Genomic DNA, 21,353 nt, shown 5'->3' on the forward strand with positions numbered 1-21,353 from the left:
TCCTGCGCAAATGGACATAGCGAGAGGCGTTCATCCATGCCCATTACCAAAGCAACACCGTCGAGCAAGCAACTGATTCGCGCCTTCGAGCCCTACAAGGAAACCAAGGGCGAGGAATACATGAGCGACAAGATGCGCGCTCACTTCACCGGCATCCTCAACAAGTGGAAGCAGGAGTTGATGGAGGAAGTCGATCGCACCGTGCACCACATGCAGGACGAAGCGGCCAACTTCCCCGATCCGGCCGACCGCGCCAGCCAGGAAGAAGAATTCAGCCTGGAACTGCGTGCTCGCGATCGCGAGCGCAAGCTGATCAAGAAGATCGACGAGACGCTGCAGCTGATCGAAGACAACGAGTACGGCTGGTGCGACTCCTGCGGTGTCGAGATCGGCATCCGCCGGCTGGAAGCCCGGCCCACCGCCACGCTGTGCATCGACTGCAAGACGCTGGCGGAGATCAAGGAAAAGCAGATCGGTTCCTGATCCCGAACGGGGCGCTACGGCGCCCCGCTTCATTTCCAGCCCGCCGCCATGACCTCATCCCGCCCCGCTGATCGCTACATCGGCCGCTTCGCGCCGACGCCCAGCGGTTATCTGCACTTCGGCTCGCTGTTTGCCGCTCTCGCCTCCTACCTCGACGCCCGCGCCGTTGGCGGCGACTGGCTGCTGCGCATGGAAGACATCGATCCGCCACGGGAAATGCCCGGCGCTCAGGCCGCGATTGTCGAAACCCTGCGCCGCTACGGTTTCGCCTGGGACGGCGCCATGCTGCGCCAGAGCCAACGCCAGGCCGCCTACCAGGCGGCCATCGAGCACTTGCTGGACGCCGGCCTGGCCTATGCCTGTACCTGCTCACGCAAGCAGCTGCAGGCATACCCCGGCGCTTATCCGGGTTTCTGCCGCGATGCCGGCCACGACCCGCGTGACGCCGCGATCCGCCTGCGCGTACCGGATCGCGAGTACCACTTCTGCGATCGCGTGCAGGGCGAGTACCGCCAGCACCTGGGCCGCGAGGTCGGTGACTTCGTCATCCGTCGGCGTGACGGTCTGGTCGCCTATCAACTTGCCGTGGTGCTCGACGATGCCTGGCAGGGCGTCACCGACGTGGTGCGCGGGGCCGATCTGCTCGACTCCACGCCGCGCCAGCTGTATCTGCAGGAACTGCTCGGTCTACCGCAGCCGCGCTATCTGCACCTGCCATTGATCATCCAGCCGGACGGCCACAAGCTGGGCAAGAGCTACCGCTCGCCACCGTTGCCCCCCGACGAGGCCAGCCCGTTGCTGTTGCGCGCGCTACGCGCTCTTGGCCAGCAACCAGCCGCCGAACTCGCCGGCGCCCCGGCGGCAGCGATTCTCGCCTGGGCGGTCGCGCACTGGGACGCCGGGCGCATCCCGCGCACCCGCTCACTGGCCGAGGCGCAGCTGCGGTAGCCCCGACTCGCCGCCAACCTGAAGGTTTTGCCTGCCGCCGGTGGCTTGCCGCTTGCGGCTGCTCTACCATCGACGCACTTCCGACACGAGACCCGGCATGTACATCTACCGACTGGTGCTGCTCCTGGTGGTGGGAATCTATCTGTTTTCCCCGGCGATCATGGACTGGTGGATCGACCCCAACGGTGCCTGGTACCGACCCTACCTGCTGTGGCTGATCCTCATCGTGGTGACCTTCATTCTCCAGAGCCAACGCGATGCAGACGAGCTTTAGCCTCAGCCATCTGGTGCTGATCAGCGCCGCCTATCTGCTGGCGCTGTTCGGCGTCGCCTGGGTCAGCGAGCGCGGCATCATCCCGCGTTGGATCATTCGCCATCCGCTCACCTACACCCTTTCGCTGGGCGTCTATGCCAGCGCCTGGGCCCTCTACGGCACCGTCGGGTTGGCCTATCAGTACGGCTACGGCTTTCTCGCCACCTACTTGGGGGTGTGCGGCGCGTTCCTGCTGGCGCCGGTGCTGCTCTATCCGATTCTGCGCATCACCCGTACCTATCAGCTGGCGTCGCTGGCCGACCTGTTCGCCTTCCGCTTCCGCAGCACCTGGGCCGGCGCGCTGACCACGGTGGTGATGCTGATCGGCATGCTGCCGCTGCTGGCCCTGCAGATTCAGGCGGTGGCCGATGCCATCGGCATTCTCACGCTGGAGCCGATGCAGGAGCGTGTCGCGCTCGGCTACTGCGTCCTGATCATGCTGTTCACCATCCTGTTCGGTGCACGCCACATCGCCGCCCGCGAAAAGCACGAAGGGCTGGTGTTCGCCATCGCCTTCGAATCGGTGGTCAAGCTGCTGACCTTCGGCACGATCGGGCTGTACGCGCTCTATGTGGTCTTCGGTGGGCCGCACCAGCTGGAAATCTGGCTGCTGCAGAATCAGTCGGCGCTGCAGGCCCTGCACACGCCGCTGCAGGAAGGCCCGTGGCGCACGCTGCTGCTGGTGTTCTTCGCCTCGGCCATCGTGATGCCGCACATGTATCACATGACCTTCGCCGAGAACCTCAATCCGCGCGCGCTGGTCAGCGCCAGCTGGGGCCTGCCGCTATACCTGCTGCTGATGAGCCTGGCGGTGCCGCTGATCCTCTGGGCCGGCCTCAAGCTCGGCGTGCGGACCAACCCGGAGTACTTCACCCTCGGCCTCGGCCTCACCGCGCAGAACGATGCCCTCGCGCTGATCGCCTTCATCGGCGGGCTGTCGGCTTCCAGCGGACTGATCATCGTCAGTACCCTTGCGCTGTCAGGCATGGCGCTCAACCACCTGGTGCTGCCGCTCTATCAGCCGCCCAGCGAAGGCAATATCTACCGCTGGCTGAAATGGACGCGGCGCAGCCTGATCTTCGCCATCATCATCGCCGGCTACGGCTTCTACCTGCTGCTGGGCGCCGAGCAGGACCTGTCCAACCTCGGCATCGTCGCCTTCGTGGCCACCCTGCAGTTCCTCCCCGGCGTGCTGTCGGTGCTCTACTGGCAGACGGCGAACCGGCGCGGCTACATCACCGGCCTGCTGGCCGGCATCGCCGTCTGGGTGGTGACCATGCTGCTACCGTTGGTGGGCAATCTGGATGGCTTCTACATCCCGCTGTTCAACGTGGTCTACGTGCTCGACGACACCAGCTGGCATCTGGCGGCGATCGCCTCGCTGGCGGTCAACGTGCTGGCCTTCACCCTGGTGTCGCTGTTCACCGACACCAGCACCGAGGAGCAGAGCGCGGCCGAGGCCTGCGCCGTGGAGAACGTGCGCCGGCCGCAGCGGCGCGAGCTGATGGCCGCCTCACCACAGGAATTCGCCACCCAGCTGGCCAAGCCACTCGGCGCCAAGACCGCGCAGCGCGAAGTCGAACAGGCACTGCGCGATCTGCAGCTGCCATTCGACGAGCACCGCCCGTACGCCCTGCGGCGCCTGCGCGATCGTCTCGAAGCCAATCTCTCCGGCCTGATGGGACCGAGCATCGCCCAGGACATCGTCGAAAACTTCCTGCCCTACAAGAGCGCTGCCGAAGGCTACGTCACCGAGGACATCCACTTCATCGAGAACCGGCTGGAGGAATACCACTCGCGCCTGACCGGACTCGCCGCCGAACTCGATGCGTTGCGCCGCTACCACCGGCGAACGCTGCAGGAGCTGCCGATGGGGGTCTGCTCGCTGGCCAAGGATCAGGAAATCCTCATGTGGAACAAGGCGCTGGAAGAACTCACCGACATCCCGGCGCTACAGGTGGTCGGCTCGCGCCTGCCGTCGATCGGCGAGCCGTGGAAAAGCCTGCTGGAGGGCTTCATTCAGCAGCCAGACGAGCACCTGCACAAGCAGCGCCTGTCGTTCAACGGTCATCGTCGCTGCCTCAACCTGCACAAGGCGGCGATCGCCGAGCCGCTGGCACCGGGTAACAGCGGCCTGGTGCTGCTGATCGAAGACCTCACCGAGACCCAGGAGCTGGAAGACCGCCTGGTGCACTCCGAGCGCCTGGCCAGCATCGGCCGCCTCGCCGCTGGCGTCGCCCACGAAATCGGCAACCCGATCACCGGCATCGCCTGCCTGGCGCAGAATCTGCGCGAGGAGCGCGAGCACGACGCCGAAATCACCGAGGCGAGCAACCAGATCATCGAGCAGACCAAACGCGTGTCGCGCATTGTCCAGTCGCTGATGAGCTTCGCCCATGCCGGCGAGCGCCAGCAGCGCGCCTACCCGGTGAGCCTGGCGCAAATCACCCAGGAAGCCATCGCCCTGCTGTCGCTGAACAAGAACCGCACCGAGGTACAGTTCTTCAATCTCTGCGAACCCGAGCACCTGGCCGAAGGCGATCCGCAGCGCCTTGCCCAGGTGCTGATCAACCTGCTGTCCAACGCCCGCGATGCCTCGCCGCCGGGCGGCATCATCCGCGTCAGCAGCGAAGTCGCCGAGCAGTCTGTGTATCTGATCGTCGAGGATCAGGGCAGCGGCATCTCCAAGGAAATCCAGGGGCGGCTGTTCGAGCCATTCTTCACCACCAAGGACCCGGGCGAAGGGACCGGCCTAGGGCTTGCGCTGGTCTATTCGATCGTGGAAGAGCATTATGGCCAGATCGATATCGACAGCCCGGCCGACCCGATAGCACAGCGCGGCACCCGTTTTCGCATCACCCTGCCGCGGCATGTCGAAGTGCCACATGCCGTAAGTTGAGGAGGCAACCGCAGTAGCGGCCTTCCGGTCGCATCGCCTCCAGACCGTCGAGAGAGTACTGATGTCACATATTCTGATCGTCGAAGACGAAACCATCATCCGCTCCGCCCTGCGCCGTCTGCTCGAACGCAACCAGTACGAGGTCAGCGAAGCCGGTTCGGTACAGGAGGCGCAGGAGCGCTTCAGCATTCCCGGTTTCGACCTCATCGTCAGCGACCTGCGTCTGCCCGGCGCACCGGGTACCGAACTGATCAAGCTGGCCGAAGGCACGCCGGTCCTCATCATGACCAGCTACGCCAGCCTGCGCTCGGCGGTGGACTCGATGAAGATGGGCGCGGTGGACTACATCGCCAAACCGTTCGACCACGACGAGATGCTACAAACCGTCGCGCGCATCCTGCATGACCGCCAGGAACGCGCCAGCGCAACTGCGGCCGCACCGTCCCCGGCGATCACCAGCACTCCCGCCAGCGCCCAGGGCGACATCGGCATCATCGGCCATTGTCCACCGATGCAGGACCTGTTCGGGAAGATCCGCAAGGTCGCCCCGACCGATTCCAACGTCCTGATCCAGGGCGAGTCCGGCACCGGCAAGGAACTGGTCGCCCGCGCGCTGCATAATCTGTCGCACCGCGCCAAGGCGCCGATGATCTCGGTAAACTGCGCGGCAATCCCGGAAACCCTGATCGAATCCGAGCTGTTCGGCCACGAAAAGGGCGCCTTCACTGGCGCCAGCGCTGGCCGCGCCGGGCTGGTCGAGGCGGCCGATGGCGGCACGCTGTTTCTCGACGAGATCGGCGAGCTGCCGCTGGAAGCCCAGGCACGCCTGCTGCGCGTGCTGCAGGAGGGTGAAATTCGCCGGGTCGGCTCCGTGCAGTCACAGAAGGTCGACGTGCGCCTGATCGCTGCCACCCACCGCGACCTCAAGACGCTGGCCAAGACCGGGCAGTTTCGCGAAGACCTTTATTACCGCCTGCATGTCATCGCGCTGAAGCTGCCGCCGCTGCGCGAGCGTGGTAACGATGTGCTGGAAATCGCCCGCGCCTTCCTAGCCCGCCAGTGTCAGCGGATGGGCAACGACAGCATGCATTTCTCCCGCGACGCCGAGCAGGCCATCCGTCATTACAGCTGGCCAGGCAACGTCCGCGAACTGGAGAACGCCATCGAGCGCGCGGCGATTCTGAGCGAGAGTGCGGAGATAGACGCCACGCTGCTGGGCATCGACATCGAGCTCGACGGCTTGGACGACGAATTCGACGAGCCCTGCACCTCGCTGCTGTCGGCGGCCAGCAACGAGCCGACCGAGGACCTCTCGCTGGAAGACTATTTCCAGCACTTCGTCCTCGAACACCAGGACCACATGACCGAGACCGAGCTGGCACGCAAGCTCGGCATCAGTCGCAAGTGCCTGTGGGAGCGTCGCCAGCGCCTCGGCATCCCGCGGCGCAAGTCGAGCACCACTGCGGGCTGAGATGTTACCGTCCGGCCCATGCGCCGTAACAGAATCGGGATCATCGGTAACGACGGTCCCTTTTTTTTCGCCTCCCACTTTGCATGAAAAAACTTAACTCCTTGAAAATAAACGATTTTTAAAAAGTGGCACGGCATCTGCTTTATATCCAGCACAACAACAATAACAAGCCGTCCCATAACAAGAACAAAACGAAACGACTCCAGCAAAACAACGATAAGAACGCGGAGGCGCAGCTAACTGATTCTTTTGGAGAGGATTTGCCGAAGGGCTCAACCCCGACGACCAGGCCGAGAACAACAAAAACTGCATTGAGCAGGACCCGCACTGGTTGGATCAACGATCATCGGCAACTCAGCGACCAAAGCAATCCGTTTGCTATTGGTTCCCAGGTAGGGACCTCCCGGAGGCAATGGCCGAAGGGAACAGGCGGAACAACAAAAACAATACGCCTGCACCAATAACAACAAAGCACGCAATATCTTTTATGAGGGGAGCTTCGGCTCCCCTCAGTGCTTTAAGCCCACCGCGTTTTGACACCCCTCTCGCCTTCGTTCAACATCCAGCCTCCCGATGCTAGAATCCGCGCAGTTTTCGCGGCTTTCCACGGCCATCGCCCCCATTCGCCACACAGTGCTTACCCATGCTGAAAAAGCTGTTCCAGTCTTTTCGCTTTCCCCTGCGCCGAATTCCGCCAGCTCGCCGCACCCCCGAAATACTGTCCAGCAGGCAGCACTCTTTGCAGCGCAACGCCATCAGCCGCAATGCGGTGAACGTGGTCCAGCGCCTGCAGCAAGCAGGCTACGAAGCCTATGTAGTCGGTGGCTGCGTACGCGACCTGTTACTGGACCTCGACCCCAAGGACTACGACGTCGCCACCAGCGCCACCCCCGAACAGGTACGGGCCGAATTCCGCAACGCGCGGGTTATTGGGCGCCGCTTCAAGCTGGTACACGTGCATTTCGGCCGCGAGATCATCGAAGTCGCCACGTTCCGCGCCAATCACCCCGAAGAAGACGATGACGAGGATGCCAGTCACCTGGCCGCGCGCAACGAAAGCGGACGCATTCTGCGCGACAACGTCTACGGCACGCTCGACGATGACGCCCAGCGTCGCGACTTCACCATCAATGCGCTGTACTACGACCCGACCAGCGAGCGCATTCTCGATCACACCCACGGTGTGCACGACATCCGCAATCGCCTGATCCGCTTGATCGGCGACCCCGAACAGCGCTACCAGGAAGATCCGGTGCGCATGCTGCGAGCGGTGCGTTTCGCCGCCAAGCTCGACTTCGAGATCGAACGACACAGTGCCGAGCCTATCGCCGAGCTGGCCGACTTGCTCGACGGCATCCCCTCGGCGCGCCTGTTCGACGAAACGCTCAAGCTGTTTCTCGGCGGCAAGGCCGAGCGCACCTTCGAACTGCTGCTCGAATACGACCTGTTCGCCCCACTGTTCCCGGCCAGCGCCGCGGCGCTGGAGCGCAACCCCGAGTATGCCGGCACGCTGATCCGCAATGCCCTGGCCAACACCGACCTGCGCATCCAGCAAGGTAAACCGGTCACGCCGGCGTTCCTGTTCGCCGCCCTGCTCTGGCCCGCGCTGCCGGCACGCGTGCTCGAACTGCAGGACCGCGGCATGCCGCCGATCCCCGCGATGCAGGAAGCCGCACACGACATCATCTGGGAACAGTGCCAGCGCACCGCAATTCCCAAGCGCTTCACCATTCCCATGCGCGAGATCTGGGACATGCAAGAGCGCCTGCCGCGTCGGCAAGGGCGCCGCGCCGACCAGCTGCTGGAAAACCCACGCTTTCGCGCCGGCTATGATTTCCTGCTGCTGCGCGAGAGCGCCGGCGAGAAGACCGGCGGCCTGGGCGACTGGTGGACCGACTATCAGGAAGCCAGCGACAGCGACCGGCGCAGCATGATCCGCAACCTTAGCGGCAAGGACGACGCGGGCCCGCGCAAACGTCGCCGCAGTGGCGGGCGCCGCCGTCGCGGTGCCGACGCCCCGGCCGAATAGATGGAACGGGTCTACATTGGTCTGGGCAGCAACCTGGCCGATCCGCTGCAGCAACTGCGCGGCGCCCTGCAGGCACTCGCCGACCTGCCGTGCACGCAAGTGGTCGGCGTGTCCTCGTTCTATGCCAGCGACCCCCTAGGGCCATCCGATCAGCCGCGCTACGTTAACGCCGTCGCGGCGCTGGCCACCACCCTCGCTCCGCTCGAACTGCTCGACGCGCTGCAGGCGATCGAACTCGCCCAGGGTCGCGAGCGCAAGGCCGAACGCTGGGGGCCGCGCACGCTGGACCTGGATATCCTGCTGTTTGGCGACCGGGTGATCGACGAGCCGCGCCTCCAGGTGCCGCACTATCATCTGCAGGAGCGCGCTTTCGTGCTCTACCCGCTGGCCGAACTGGCGCCCGCCCACCTGCACCTGGCCGATGGCCGCAACCTCGACGATCTGCTGGCCGCCTGTCCGTACCGCGGTCTGGAGCGTCTCGACGAAACGGTGTAACCGGACGGGTAACGCTGTAACAGCGGGGTAACACTCGCGATTGACTTAGCCACTCGCCGACCGGACTATAAGCGCCCTCTGCCGCGCGCGACGCTTCGTCGCAACGCATCGGCAACCGTGATCCCTCCGAGGCTCGAAGAGGACGGCATTCATGCCAGAGGTAACCCTGACCACGCTGCAAGGGCTCAAGCAGAAGGGCGAGAAGATCGTCATGCTCACCTGCTACGACGCCACCTTCGCCAAGACGGCCTGCGATGCCGGTGTCGAGATGCTGCTCATCGGCGATTCGCTTGGCATGGTCCTGCAGGGACACGACAGCACCCTGCCAGTCACCGTCGCCGACATGGCCTACCATACGGCCAGCGTCAAGCGCGGCAACCGTGGCGCGATGATCGTCGCCGATCTGCCGTTCATGGCCAATGCCACCACCGAGCAGACCCTGAACAACTCGGCGCTGCTGATGCAGGCCGGCGCGCACATGATCAAGCTCGAAGGCAGCGCCTGGCTGGCCGAGTCGATCCGCCTGCTGGCCGAGCGCGGCATCCCGGTTTGCGCGCACATGGGGCTGACGCCTCAGGCGGTCAACCTTTTCGGCGGCTACAAGGTGCAGGGCCGCGAAGAAGCCCAGGCGCAGCAGATGCTGGCCGACGCACGCGCTCTGCAAGCCGCTGGCGCCGCCATGCTCCTGCTCGAATGTGTGCCCAGCGAACTGGCCTCGCGCATCACCCAGGCGGTCGACATTCCGGTGATCGGAATCGGTGCCGGTAGCGAAACCGACGGCCAGGTGCTGGTCCTGCATGACATGCTGGGCCTGTCGCTGAGCGGCCGCGTACCGAAGTTCGTGAAGAACTTCATGCGCGAGCAGGGCGACATCCCGGCCGCCATCGCCGCCTACGTGCGCGCGGTCAAGACCGTCGAATTCCCCGCAGCCGAACACGGTTTCTCCGCATGAACGTCGTCAAGACCATCGCCGACCTGCGTGCCGCGGTAGCCCGCGCCCGCAGCGAGGGCAAGCGCATCGGCTTCGTGCCGACCATGGGCAACCTGCACGCCGGGCATATCGCCCTGGTGAAGAAGGCCGGCCAACGCGCCGACTTCGTGGTGGCGAGCATTTTCGTCAATCCGCTGCAGTTCGGTCCCAACGAAGATCTAGACAGTTACCCGCGCACGCTGGCAGCCGATCAGACGAAGCTGTTCGATGCCGGCTGCCATCTGCTGTTCGCCCCGGGCGTGGAGGAAATGTACCCTCACGGCCAGGCGCAGCAGACGCTCGTGCGCGTGCCCGGGGTTTCCGAAGGACTCTGTGGCGCCAGCCGCCCGGGGCACTTCGACGGCGTCTCGACGGTGGTGACCAAGCTGTTCAACATGGTCCTGCCGGATCTGGCGGTATTCGGCCAGAAGGATTTCCAGCAGCTGGCAGTGATCCGCACGATGGTGCGCGATCTGAACATGCCGGTGCAGATCATTTCCGAGCCGATCGTGCGCGCCGAGGACGGCCTGGCGCTGTCTTCGCGCAACGGTTACCTCAGCAGCGAGGAGCGTGCGATCGCTCCGGTGCTGTATCGCACGCTGTGCGAGATGAAGACGGCCCTGCTCGGCGGACAGCGCGATTACGCCGCACTGATCGCTCAGGGCCAGGCGCAACTGCAAGCCTCCGGGCTGCGGGTGGATTACCTTGAAATCCGCCACGCGCCCGACCTGCAGCCAGCCGATGCGGGCGCACGCGAGCTGGTCATTCTGGTCGCCGCGTTCCTCGGCAAGACCCGCCTGCTGGACAACCTGCTGGTCGACGTCGCCCCCCACTAACCGTCCCGCCCTGTGGCCTTGATCACACTCAGGGCTTCGGGCACACTCTGCGCCGCTTGCGCACCGGAGGACCCTGCCATGCACGCCATCATGCTCAAGGCAAAACTGCACCGCGCCGTGGTGACTCACTCAGTGCTCGACTACGAGGGCTCCTGCGCCATCGACGGCGACTGGCTCGACCTCGCCGGCATCCGCGAGTACGAACAGATCCAGATCTACAACGTCGATAACGGCGAGCGCTTCACCACCTATGCTATCCGTGGCGAGGAAGGTTCGAAGATCATTTCCGTCAACGGTGCCGCGGCACACAAGGCCGGCGTCGGCCATCGCCTGATCATCTGCACCTACGCGCACTACAGCGAAGCCGAACTGGCGAACTTCAAGCCCCACGTGCTGTACATGGGGGCCGATGGCGACCTCAGCCATACCAGCAACGCCATTCCGGTTCAGGTTGCCTGAAGCCAGCCGTACCGTAGCCAATCCGCAGCCCGAAGCGTCCCCCGCTTCGGGCTTTTTTCTTGCCGCAACCTACGGGACGTCGAGCAGGTGGAACACATCGGTCGTTTCGTTGGTCAGAGCAGTCTCGGCGGAACCGGAGTGACCGCCGCCGGCACGGTCCATACCGCTGCCAACCGTGACAGCCGCATTCAGGATGAATGCCGGTGTGCCGATCAAACGGCTGTTGAAGCCACGTAGGCCCCGGCGCATGATCCGTGCGCGCGGAATCGCGATGTCTTCATGGCCCGTCCAAGCAAAGGAAGCCGCCTTACCATGAGCTATTACCAGCACCCGCTCGATGTCACCCGCCTGCCATCCTGGACCGTTCTGGAAGAACACCGCCTGGCCATGCAGCACTTCAACATGCGCGAGGCCTTCGCCGCCGATCCGGCGCGTTTCGAGGAGCTCTCGGTTTCCTGCTGCGGGCTGTTCCTCGATTACTCGAAGAACCTCATCACTCCGCAGACCCGTGCGCTGCTGGTCAACCTCGCGCGCGAGGCGGGCGTCGAGCAGGCCGCCCATGCGATGTTTAACGGTGAGCCGGTGAACGCCTCGGAGAACCGTCCGGCGCTGCATACGGCGCTGCGCCGACCTATGGGCGACGACCTGATCGTCAACGGCACCAACCTGATGCGCGAGGTGCATGCCGCACTGGCACAGATGACCGACATCGTCGGCCGTATCCACAACAACCTGTGGCGTGGCTACAACGACAAGCCGATCACCGACGTGGTCAACATCGGCATCGGTGGCTCCTTCCTCGGTCCGCAACTGGTGTCCGAAGCGCTGCTGCCGTTCACCCAGCAATCGGGCGTGCGCTGTCATTATCTGGCGAACATCGATGGCAGCGAGTTCCGTGAGGTAACCGCCAACCTCAACGCTGAAACCACGCTGTTCATCGTCTCCAGCAAGTCGTTCGGCACCCTGGAAACCCTGAAAAACGCTCAGGCCGCACGCACCTGGTATCTGGCCCGTGGCGGCACCGAGGAGAAGCTCTATCGCCACTTTATCGCAGTGACCAGCAACAAGCAGGCGGCGATCGATTTCGGCATCCGCGAGAAGAATATCTTCCCGATGTGGGATTGGGTCGGCGGCCGCTACTCGCTGTGGTCGGCGATCGGCCTGCCCATCGCCCTGGCGATCGGCATGCACAACTTCAAGGATCTGCTCTCCGGCGCCTACAGCATGGACCAGCATTTCCTCCACGAACCGTTCGAGACCAACATGCCAGTGCTGCTGGCCATGCTTGGCATCTGGTATCACAACTTCTGGGGCGCACAGAGCTACGCCTTCCTGCCCTACGACCATTACCTGCGCAACTTCGTCAAACACCTGCAGCAGATGGACATGGAGTCCAACGGCAAGAGCGTACGCCAGGACGGCACGCCGGTTTCCTGCAGCACCGGCCCGGTGATCTGGGGCGGCGTCGGCTGCAACGGCCAGCACGCCTACCATCAGCTGCTGCACCAGGGCACGCCGCTCATCCCGGCAGATTTCATCGTGCCGGTAGTTAGCCATAACCCAGTCGCCGACCACCAGGAATGGCTGTACGCCAACTGCTTGTCACAGAGCCAGGCGCTGATGCTCGGCAAGACCCGCGCCGAAGCCGAAGCCGAACTGCGCGCCAAGGGCCTGCCGGAGCGCGAAGTGCAGCGTCTGGCGCCGCACAAGGTGATCCCCGGTAATCGCCCAAGCAACACCCTGGTGCTGGAGAGCATCAGCCCTGGCCGTCTCGGCGCGCTGATCGCGCTCTACGAGCACAAGGTGTTCGTGCAGGGTGTCATCTGGGGCATCAACTCCTTTGATCAGTGGGGCGTGGAGCTGGGCAAGGAGCTGGGCAAGGGCGTCTACGGACGTCTGACCGGCTACGACAGCCCGCCGGCCGAGGACGCCTCGACCCAGGGCCTGATCGACTTCTTCCGCGGCCGTCATCGCGGCTGAGTGTCCATCGCCCGGTGCACCTGCGCCGGGCGATATGATTCCCACGTCGAAGGTAACGCCGGCATTACGGCCTTGACGCGAGCGCATCGATAGCTGCGCTGGATCGCAAGAGGAACCCGGCGGGCATGCCATACTCCAAGGCATCCAACCGCACGGAATATCCTCGGACATGCCCAACGGAATGAAGCGCGCGCTCACGGTCGTGGTGAGCGCCCTGGTCTGTTACTGCCTGCTCGGCTTCCTCATCCTGCCTGGTGTCGCCCAGCGCATCGCCAACCAGCAGTTGGCGCGCTATGCCACGGCGCCGGCATCGCTGGAACGCATCGAGCTGAATCCCTTTACGCTCGAACTGACCGCCTTCAACCTGAGCATCGGCGAGCCCGGAGCGCGCCAGGTTGCGTTCGAGCGGCTATATCTCAATCTCTCCTGGGACAGCCTGTGGACACGTACCTTGCACCTGGCCGACATCCAGCTCGACAGGCCTGCGGTGCAGGCCGAATTCGATCCGCAAGGCACGCTCAACCTCTCCCGTCTGTTTGAGTTACCGCCCAGTCCCGAGCCCGCTGCCGAGGGCCCGCGCGAGGTCTTTCCCCTGCGCATCGACCGCCTGCGGCTGGCCGATGGCGACGTCGGCTTCCGCGACCTGCGACCGAGCGAAGCCATCGACCTGCGCTATGACGCGCTGAACATCGAACTGCACAACCTGGCGACCCGCTCCGATGGCAGCGCCGACGCCAGCCTGGTGGCTAACGGCCCGAGCGGCGGACGCATCGCCTGGCAGGGGCAGTTCGGTCTGGCGCCGATTACCTCCAGTGGCAAGCTGAAGGCCGACGGCCTGCTGCTCAAGGACATCTGGCCCTACGTGCACGATATCGTCCCGCTACAGCTGCAGGACGGTCGTCTTGACGTGAGCACCGCCTATCGTCTGGATCTGAGCGAAGGCACCCGACTCCTGCTCGACAACGCGAAAATCAAGCTTGCGCCGCTGGCCATCGATGATCCCGACGGCAAGGCGCTGATCCGTCTGGAAAGCCTGGAAATCGACGACACCGCACTGGACCTGACCGAACAGCGCATCACCATCGGCAACCTGCGCAGCAGCAAGCTGGAAACCTGGGCGGCACGCAACGCCGACGGCACGCTCGACTGGCAGGCGCTGTTTGCCCGGCCGACGCCATCGCGCGCCGCCACACCGGAGCCGCTGCCGGAAGCCGCTGCCGAAACGCCCGCTGCCGACAGCACCAACGATCCCACTTCCCGCCGCCCATGGCAGGTCTTGGTGCGCAACGCCGAACTGCGCGATTACCGCATCCACCTCGCCGACCGCGTACCCGAGCAGGATGTCGCGCTGGACGTAGGGCCGCTCGACCTGACCCTGCGCGATTTCGACAGCCTCGGCACCTCGCCCTTCCAGCTCGCCTTGCAGAGCGGCATCGGCCGCCAGGGCTCGCTGCAGGCCGAAGGCCAGCTGCAGCTCAGCCCGGCCAGCGGCACGCTCGCCATCAGCACCCGCGATATCGACCTGCGCATCGCCCAGGCCTACCTCAGCCCCTTCGTGCACCTGGAACTGCGCAGCGGTCTGCTCGACAGCCAGCTGAAGGCCGAACTGCAAAGTACCGAGCCGCTGGCATTCTCGGTCACCGGCCAAGCCGACATCACCCAGTTGCACACGCTCGACACCATCGGCAACCGCGATCTGGCGAAATGGGAACGCCTGCATCTTGAAGAGATCGACTACCGCCATCCGCAGAGTCTGAGCATCGCCAAGGTGCAGCTGCAGCAACCCTATGCGCGCTTCATCATCAATCCGGATCTGACCACCAACATCAACGACCTGCTGATCAAGCAACCCGAACCTGCCACCGCTAGCCCGAAGGCCGCGCAACCGGAGCCGGCCAGCGCGCCGCTGGCGCTGCACATCGGCGGAATCGAGATCGCCGACGGTTCTGCAAATTTTGCCGACCTCAGCCTGCGCCCGCCCTTCGGCACAGCGATCCAGGGTCTGAACGGCCGGATCGGCACCCTCGACAACCGCCAGCAAAAACCCGCTGCGGTCGATATCAAGGGCAAGGTCGATCGCTACGCGCCGGTCAGCATCAAGGGCCAGCTCACCCCCTTCGATCCGCTGCAGAGTCTGGATATCGCCACCAGCTTCAAGCAGGTGGAACTGACCACGCTGACGCCCTACTCCAGCAAGTTCGCCGGCTATCGCATCCGCAAAGGCCGGCTGAACCTGGACCTGCATTACCGCATCCAGCAGGGTCAGTTGAATGCTGAGAACAAGGTGGTGGTCGAGCAGCTGCAGCTGGGCGAAAAAGTCGACAGCCCGGACGCAGTCGACCTGCCGATTCGCCTGGCCGTGGCGCTGCTGAAGGACACCAAAGGCACGATCTCGATCGAGCTGCCGGTCACCGGCAACCTCAACGACCCACAGTTCAGCGTCATGCCGATCGTCTGGCAGACCCTGCGCAATCTGGTGCTGCGCGCCGCACAGGCACCGTTCAAGTTCATCGCCGGTCTGGTGGACGGCGATCAAGTCGATCTCAGCCAGATCGCCTTCGCGGCCGGCAGCAGCGAGCTGGATGACGAAGCACGCAAGGCACTCGATACCCTGGTCGATGCGCTGCAACAGCGTCCGGCGCTGCGTCTGGAAGTCGAAGGCATGGCGGCGGGTTCCAGCGATGGGCCGCTGCTGGCCGAACAGCGTTTGCAGCGCGAGTATCAGCAGACCCAGTACCGCATTCTCCAGCGCCGCGGCGACAAGGTGCCGGCCGATCCCAGCCTGCTGCAGGTGGAAGAAGAGGACAAGGCCGTGCTGCTCGAAGGCATCTACCGCAGCCGGCTGAAGCAGCAACCGCCAGCACAGTGGAAGGAACTGGAGGACGACGAGCGTGCCGCGCGACTCCGCGAAGCCGTCATCGCCTCCTGGGCACAGAGCAGCGCCCTGCTACGCACCCTGAGTCGCGATCGCGCAGCGGCAATCAAGGGCTATCTGGTGGATCACGGGCTGGACGCCGAGCGGGTGTTCCTACTCGACACCGGCACCACCGAACCGCTGGCCGACGGCCGCGTCGCCACCGCTCTACACCTGGGCAGCGAATGAAAATGGACATGTTTGGAAAATCCTTCCTGTACGGCTTGCTGCTACTCACCTGCTCCGGCGCGGGTGCCGATACGCTACGCTGCGGCAGCCAGCTGGTCAGTACGGGCGACCGGGCCTTCGAGGTCGAGCGCAAGTGCGGCCCGCCGGCCCAGCGCGACCTTGTCGGCTATGGCCTGAGCCCCAATGGTCGGCAGGAATTCGTGCTGGAGGAATGGACCTACGGGCCGAACAACGGCACGTTCAGTATCCTCACGTTCGAGGGCAACCGCCTGGTGCGCATCGAGTCGCAGCGTACGCGGTGAACAAATTTAGGAGTTCGCATGTCCCGCTGTTCCCTGTTTGCTCTGTTCGTCGTGCTGCTGGCCAGCGAGCCGGCAAGCGCCTCGTCCACCTTTCGCTGCAACAGCCGGCTGGTCAGCCTGGAGGCCAGCACGGCACAGGTTCGCGAGCGCTGTGGCGAACCCAGCAGTAAGGCGATGGTCGGCTACAAGGAAGTCGTCGACGAATACGGCTACCTGCAGGAAGTAGTCGTCGAGGAATGGGTCTATGGCCCCAGTCACGGCATGTACCACTACCTGCGCTTCGAGGGCAATCGCCTGCGCAGCATCGACAGCCAACGCGGCAACTGAATAAAAAACCCCACACAAGGTGGGGTTTTGTCGGACTCAGCGCCTCTTATTCGGCGACCTTCAGGCCGTCGGCGGACACGTCGGTCACGCCCTTGATCTGCCGAGCCTTGGCAACTGCGGCTTCCTTCTCTGCCTCGGTCGCGACGGTACCGGACAGCGACACTACGCCGTTCTTGGTTTCGACTTCGATATCCATACCCGGAGTAGCGTCTTCGGCCAGCAGCGTCGATTTCACCTTGGTGGTGATCCAGGTATCGGAAGCGGCGTCCTTGGCCTCTTCCACATTTTCATTGGCGGCGAGCATGACGGCTTCGGTTTTCTCGATAGCAGGCGTGCTGTCGGCCATTGCCACACCCGCCAGCGGCAGACTGAAGGCGGCAACAACGGCGGCGGCAGTGAGGGAAGTCTGAATCTTTTTCATGATGTCACTCCTGTTTCTCGTGGTTTCCGGGCATCGCTCCAACCCGGAGTCGAGAATAACAGCGCAAGTGCCATGCCAACCGAAGCGAAGGATTAATATCCTTTAAATTCAATAAGTTATGGAAAAATGAAAAACCCCGTAGACGTGCAGTATGCACGCTTGCCCTGTGCCACGCATGCATCTTGCAATCAGCTGCGCAACGAACCCGGGGTGATCCCAGATAACAAAAAAGGCCCCGAAGGGCCTTTTCTGTTCGACTGAATGTCAGGCTCAGACGCCCGACGCCTCTGCCGCTGCGACGTCCTTGATCGAGAGCTTGATGCGACCGCGGTTGTCCACGTCCAGCACCAGCACCTTCACTTCCTGGCCTTCCTTGAGCACGTCGGTGACTTTCTCGATGCGCTGATCGCTGATTTGCGAAATGTGCACCAGGCCGTCCTTGCCCGGCAGGATGTTGACGAAGGCACCGAAGTCGACGATGCGCTCGACCTTGCCGACGTAGATCTTGCCAATCTCGGCTTCGGCTGTGATGCCCAGTACGCGCTGCTTGGCCGCCTCGGCCGCTTCCTTGGTCTCGCCGAAGATCTTGATCGAGCCGTCGTCTTCGATATCGATCGACGCCTTGGTCTCTTCGCAAATGGCACGAATGGTAGCGCCACCCTTGCCAATCACATCGCGGATCTTGTCCTGATCGATCTTCATCGCCAGCATGGTCGGGGCATTGCTCGACAGCTCGCTACGCGACTGGGCAATGACCTGGTTCATCTGGCCGAGGATGTTCAGGCGCGCCTCCAGGGCCTGGCCCAGGGCGATTTCCATGATCTCTTCGGTGATGCCTTGGATCTTGATGTCCATCTGCAGCGCGGTGACGCCCTTGGCGGTACCGGCCACCTTGAAGTCCATGTCGCCCAGGTGGTCTTCGTCACCGAGGATGTCGGTCAGCACGGCGAACTTTTCGCCTTCCTTGACCAGACCCATCGCGATACCCGCGACCGGCGCCTTCATCGGCACACCGGCATCCATCAGCGCGAGCGAAGCACCGCAGACCGAGGCCATCGAGGACGAGCCGTTGGACTCGGTGATTTCCGAGACCACACGGATGGTGTAGGGGAACTCGTCGTCACGCGGCAGCATGGCGGAGACGCCACGACGGGCCAGACGCCCGTGGCCGATCTCACGACGACCGGCGCCGCCCATACGGCCACACTCACCGACCGAGAACGGCGGGAAGTTGTAGTGCAGCATGAAGGCGTCCTTCTTTTCGCCTTCCAGAGTATCGAGCAGTTGGGCGTCACGCGCGGTGCCGAGGGTCGCGACTACCAGAGCCTGGGTCTCGCCGCGGGTGAACAGCGCCGAGCCGTGGGTCTTGGGCAGCACGCCGACTTCGATCTTCAGCGGGCGCACAGTGCGGGTGTCGCGACCGTCGATGCGCGGCTTGCCGTTGACGATGTTCTCGCGAACGGTACGGTATTCCAGCAGACCGAAGGCCTCCTTGACTTCACCGACGCTAGGCTGGCCTTCGCCTTCACCGGCGAAACGGGCAACGACCTGATCGCGCAGCTCGTCCAGACGGCTGTAGCGTTGCTGCTTGATGGTGATGGTGTACGCCTGCGAGATCGCTTCGCCGAACTCGGCCTTGATCGCCGACAACAGGGCAGTATTTTCTACCGGAGCGCTCCACTCCCACGCCGGCTTGCCAGCCTCGGCAGCGAATTCCTTGACGGCCTGGATCACAGCCTGGAACTCCTGGTGGGCGAACAGTACCGCGCCGAGCATCTGGTCTTCGGTCAGCTCTTGCGCCTCGGACTCGACCATCAGCACGGCCTCTTCGGTACCGGCCACGACCATGTCCAGGCTGGAGGCTTTTAGCTGTTCGTAGGTCGGATTCAGCAGATAGCCGGTGCTTTCGTGGAAAGCCACGCGCGCGGCGCCAATCGGACCATCAAACGGGATACCCGAAATGGCCAGCGCTGCCGAGGTACCGATCATCGAGGCGATGTCCGGATCGGTCTTTTTGCTGGTGGAAACGACGGTGCAGACGACCTGCACTTCGTTCATGAAGCCTTCCGGGAACAGCGGACGGATCGGACGGTCGATCAGGCGCGAGGTCAGGGTTTCCTTCTCGGAAGGGCGACCCTCACGCTTGAAGAAGCCGCCCGGGATCTTGCCCGCAGCGTAGGTCTTCTCCTGATAGTGCACCGACAGCGGGAAAAAGCCCTTGCTCGGGTCAGCGCTCTTGGCACCGACGACGGTGACCAGCACGCTGACGTCGTCATCGACGGTTACCAGCACGGCACCGGAGGCCTGGCGAGCGATACGGCCCGTCTCAAGGGTAACGGTCGACTGACCGAACTGGAATTGCTTGATTACCGGATTCACGGTTCTTCCTTCTCTTTGTTGCCTTGGGGAAATCGGCGGGAAACTCGGGAGTCGGACCCGGGGTTTCCTGCAGAAAAGCCTGTCGCTTAAAGCCGAAAGCTGGAAGCAAGAACGATGTCCTGCTTCCAGCTTCCGATTTCCAGCGTACAGCTCGGGCGCGTCTTAGCGACGCAGACCCAGACGGCCGATGAGGGCGCTGTAACGAGTGGTGTCCTTACCCTTCAGGTAGTCCAGCAGCTTGCGGCGCTGGTTGACCATACGGATCAGACCACGACGGGAGTGGTGATCCTTGCCGTTGGCCTTGAAGTGGTCCTGCAGCTTGTTGATGTTGGCGGTCAGCAGGGCAACCTGCACTTCCGGAGAACCGGTATCGCCTTCAGCTTGCTTGTACTCGTTAACGATCTGGGCTTTCTCTTCAACGCTCAGTGCCATGATGGGCTCCTTGAGTGAACAGGCCGGGAACGGGTCCCGTGTTTAATAGAGAGGAATGACCGCGCCTGTTGACAGCCACCCTCTGACGCAACGCGCGAACGCGATGCGTACCGGTCATTCCGACCGAATCAGTCGACGCGGCGCGATGCGCCCGTCTTCGCTCACCTCACCGATACCGATGAAGCGTCCGGCGTGATCCTGTACGCGGACCATGCCGTATTTCGGCGCCTCCGGCGCCCGCACTGGCTGCCCGTGCAGCCAGTAATAAGCGCTATGTTCGGACAATTGCAGCAGCGGCCAATGTTCCAGTCCGCTGTCCACCGGTTGCAGGAACCGGTCCAGCGCCTCGGCACCGCCTTCTGCATGCGCTTGCTCCAGAGCCTCGAGCGTCACGGTCTGCGCAAGACTGAACGGCCCGGCCTGAGTCCGGCGCAGCTCGGCGACATGCGCTCCGCAGCCCAGCAGCTGGCCAAGATCTTCGACCAGCGTGCGGATATAGGTACCCTTGCTACACGCCACGGCCAAGCGCGCCTTGTCGCCCTCGAGTGCGAGCAGCTCCAGGCGCGCAATATTAACAGAACGCGGCTCGCGCTCCACCACCTCGCCGGCGCGCGCCAGCTTGTACAACGGCTGGCCGTCACGCTTGAGAGCCGAATACATCGGCGGCACCTGCTGGATGTCGCCGCGAAAGCGCGGCAGCAGCGCTTCGAACTGTTCACGCAAAACCGCCACCGGCTTGCGCTCGAGCACTTCGCCTTCAGCATCCGCCGTCGTGGTAGTGACGCCCAGCTGCATGACCGTCTCATAGGCCTTGTCGGCATCGAGCAGATACTGCGAGAACTTGGTCGCCTCGCCGAAGCACAGCGGCAGTACCCCGGTCGCCAGCGGATCGAGACTTCCGGTATGTCCGGCCTTCTCCGCATTGAGCAGCCAGCGAACCTTCTGCAGCGCCGCATTGGAAGTGAATCCGCGAGGCTTATCGAGCAGGATGATGCCGTTCACATCGCGTCGAACACGCTTGACCTGGACCACGCTTACTCTCCGCTTCCGTCGCTGTGCTTGCGATCTTCGGCGACCGCGCGCTCGATCAGCGAACTCAACTCGACGCCACGACGGATGCTGGCGTCATAGTTGAAATGCAGCTGCGGCACGCTGCGCAGCTTCATGCTCTTGCCCAACTGCATGCGCAGGAAGCCGGCAGCCTCGTTGAGAATGCGCAGGTTATCCCTGACCGCCTCCTCGTTGTCGTCCTGCCCCATGATGGTGATGAAGATCTTCGCGTGGGACAGATCCCGGCTGACGTCAACGCCGGTGATGGTGACCAGGCCCAGCCGCGGATCCTTGATCTCGCGCTGGATCAACTGGGCCAGCTCGCGCTGCATCTGATCGCCGATACGCTGGGTACGGCTGAATTCTTTGGCCATAAAAACTGCCTCTGGCTGCACGCTGCAGGCTTGAAAAATTCGTGATACCGCAAAGCCAAACGGCAAGCGTCAAGTGATCACA

Annotated in this window: 20 protein-coding genes; 14 read left to right on the forward strand and 6 right to left on the reverse strand. The window is 63.6% G+C overall.

What is annotated here, in order from left to right; all coding sequences use genetic code 11:
* Positions 1 to 36 precede the first annotated feature (36 nt).
* From dksA to panD, 10 genes are all read left to right on the forward strand, one after another.
* Positions 37 to 483 (forward strand): RNA polymerase-binding protein DksA, encoded by a 447-nt coding sequence (dksA, locus tag HU825_RS01510; protein WP_008568911.1) that lies wholly within the window; start codon positions 37 to 39, stop codon positions 481 to 483.
* A 48-nt stretch (positions 484 to 531) separates the two neighbouring features.
* On the forward strand, positions 532 to 1,431 hold the full coding sequence (gene gluQRS / locus HU825_RS01515) for a tRNA glutamyl-Q(34) synthetase GluQRS (protein WP_234302771.1): 900 nt from the start codon (positions 532 to 534) through the stop codon (positions 1,429 to 1,431).
* Positions 1,432 to 1,528: 97 nt separating this feature from the next.
* Positions 1,529 to 1,705 carry a hypothetical protein gene (locus HU825_RS01520; protein ID WP_003095129.1) on the forward strand — a complete coding sequence of 59 codons (177 nt, stop codon included), beginning with the start codon at positions 1,529 to 1,531 and terminating at the stop codon, positions 1,703 to 1,705.
* Positions 1,689 to 4,643: a sensor histidine kinase gene (locus HU825_RS01525; protein ID WP_043298139.1), complete on the forward strand. Its 2,955-nt coding sequence runs from the start codon at positions 1,689 to 1,691 to the stop codon at positions 4,641 to 4,643. The genes HU825_RS01520 and HU825_RS01525 overlap by 17 nt, the downstream gene beginning before the upstream one ends.
* Positions 4,644 to 4,704: 61 nt before the next feature.
* Positions 4,705 to 6,114, forward strand: a complete 1,410-nt coding sequence (locus HU825_RS01530) for a sigma-54-dependent transcriptional regulator (RefSeq protein ID WP_234302772.1) — start codon at positions 4,705 to 4,707, stop codon at positions 6,112 to 6,114.
* Between the two features lie 643 nt (positions 6,115 to 6,757).
* Positions 6,758 to 8,143, forward strand: a complete 1,386-nt coding sequence (locus HU825_RS01535; RefSeq protein WP_043298141.1) for a polynucleotide adenylyltransferase PcnB — start codon at positions 6,758 to 6,760, stop codon at positions 8,141 to 8,143.
* Positions 8,144 to 8,638, forward strand: coding sequence for a 2-amino-4-hydroxy-6-hydroxymethyldihydropteridine diphosphokinase (gene folK, locus HU825_RS01540; protein ID WP_043298142.1), 495 nt, complete (start codon positions 8,144 to 8,146; stop codon positions 8,636 to 8,638).
* Positions 8,639 to 8,789: 151 nt separating this feature from the next.
* Positions 8,790 to 9,590 (forward strand): 3-methyl-2-oxobutanoate hydroxymethyltransferase, encoded by an 801-nt coding sequence (gene panB / locus HU825_RS01545; RefSeq protein ID WP_043298143.1) that lies wholly within the window; start codon positions 8,790 to 8,792, stop codon positions 9,588 to 9,590.
* Positions 9,587 to 10,444: a pantoate--beta-alanine ligase gene (gene panC, locus HU825_RS01550; RefSeq protein ID WP_043298144.1), complete on the forward strand. Its 858-nt coding sequence runs from the start codon at positions 9,587 to 9,589 to the stop codon at positions 10,442 to 10,444. Before panB ends, panC begins: the two co-directional genes overlap by 4 nt.
* A gap of 78 nt (positions 10,445 to 10,522) precedes the next feature.
* The gene (gene panD, locus HU825_RS01555; protein WP_008568931.1) at positions 10,523 to 10,903 is read left to right on the forward strand and encodes an aspartate 1-decarboxylase; all 381 of its coding nucleotides are present in this window, start codon (positions 10,523 to 10,525) and stop codon (positions 10,901 to 10,903) included.
* A gap of 69 nt (positions 10,904 to 10,972) precedes the next feature.
* Here the strand turns inward: panD and HU825_RS01560 are convergent, their stop codons facing one another.
* Complete coding sequence (locus HU825_RS01560) at positions 10,973 to 11,152, reverse strand: hypothetical protein (protein ID WP_043298145.1); 180 nt, start codon at positions 11,150 to 11,152, stop codon at positions 10,973 to 10,975.
* 63 nt (positions 11,153 to 11,215) lie between these two features.
* Here HU825_RS01560 and pgi point away from each other — a divergent pair, with 63 nt between their 5' ends.
* The 4 genes from pgi (at position 11,216) to HU825_RS01580 (ending at position 16,615) form a co-directional block, all read left to right on the forward strand.
* The gene (gene pgi / locus HU825_RS01565) at positions 11,216 to 12,883 is read left to right on the forward strand and encodes a glucose-6-phosphate isomerase (protein ID WP_234302773.1); all 1,668 of its coding nucleotides are present in this window, start codon (positions 11,216 to 11,218) and stop codon (positions 12,881 to 12,883) included.
* 169 nt (positions 12,884 to 13,052) lie between these two features.
* Entirely contained in the window at positions 13,053 to 15,986 is a 2,934-nt protein-coding gene (locus HU825_RS01570; protein ID WP_234302774.1) for a DUF748 domain-containing protein, read from the forward strand.
* An 8-nt stretch (positions 15,987 to 15,994) separates the two neighbouring features.
* A complete protein-coding gene (locus HU825_RS01575) occupies positions 15,995 to 16,288 on the forward strand; it encodes a DUF2845 domain-containing protein (RefSeq protein WP_431978437.1) in 294 nt (97 codons plus the stop codon).
* A gap of 18 nt (positions 16,289 to 16,306) precedes the next feature.
* The gene (locus HU825_RS01580; RefSeq protein ID WP_043298149.1) at positions 16,307 to 16,615 is read left to right on the forward strand and encodes a DUF2845 domain-containing protein; all 309 of its coding nucleotides are present in this window, start codon (positions 16,307 to 16,309) and stop codon (positions 16,613 to 16,615) included.
* A gap of 46 nt (positions 16,616 to 16,661) precedes the next feature.
* Here the strand turns inward: HU825_RS01580 and HU825_RS01585 are convergent, their stop codons facing one another.
* The 5 genes from HU825_RS01585 to rbfA all read right to left on the reverse strand — a co-directional run bounded on the left by HU825_RS01585 (position 16,662) and on the right by rbfA (position 21,271).
* On the reverse strand, positions 16,662 to 17,036 hold the full coding sequence (locus HU825_RS01585; protein WP_008568936.1) for a BON domain-containing protein: 375 nt from the start codon (positions 17,034 to 17,036) through the stop codon (positions 16,662 to 16,664).
* 270 nt (positions 17,037 to 17,306) lie between these two features.
* Complete coding sequence (gene pnp / locus HU825_RS01590) at positions 17,307 to 19,415, reverse strand: polyribonucleotide nucleotidyltransferase (protein WP_138300378.1); 2,109 nt, start codon at positions 19,413 to 19,415, stop codon at positions 17,307 to 17,309.
* Positions 19,416 to 19,577: 162 nt separating this feature from the next.
* Positions 19,578 to 19,847, reverse strand: a complete 270-nt coding sequence (gene rpsO / locus HU825_RS01595) for a 30S ribosomal protein S15 (RefSeq protein ID WP_011914369.1) — start codon at positions 19,845 to 19,847, stop codon at positions 19,578 to 19,580.
* Positions 19,848 to 19,961: 114 nt separating this feature from the next.
* On the reverse strand, positions 19,962 to 20,879 hold the full coding sequence (truB, locus tag HU825_RS01600) for a tRNA pseudouridine(55) synthase TruB (RefSeq protein ID WP_043298151.1): 918 nt from the start codon (positions 20,877 to 20,879) through the stop codon (positions 19,962 to 19,964).
* 2 nt (positions 20,880 to 20,881) lie between these two features.
* Positions 20,882 to 21,271, reverse strand: coding sequence for a 30S ribosome-binding factor RbfA (gene rbfA / locus HU825_RS01605; protein ID WP_043298152.1), 390 nt, complete (start codon positions 21,269 to 21,271; stop codon positions 20,882 to 20,884).
* Positions 21,272 to 21,353 lie beyond the last annotated feature (82 nt).

The organism is Pseudomonas phenolilytica, assembly GCF_021432765.1.
Taxonomy (GTDB): domain Bacteria; phylum Pseudomonadota; class Gammaproteobacteria; order Pseudomonadales; family Pseudomonadaceae; genus Stutzerimonas; species Stutzerimonas phenolilytica.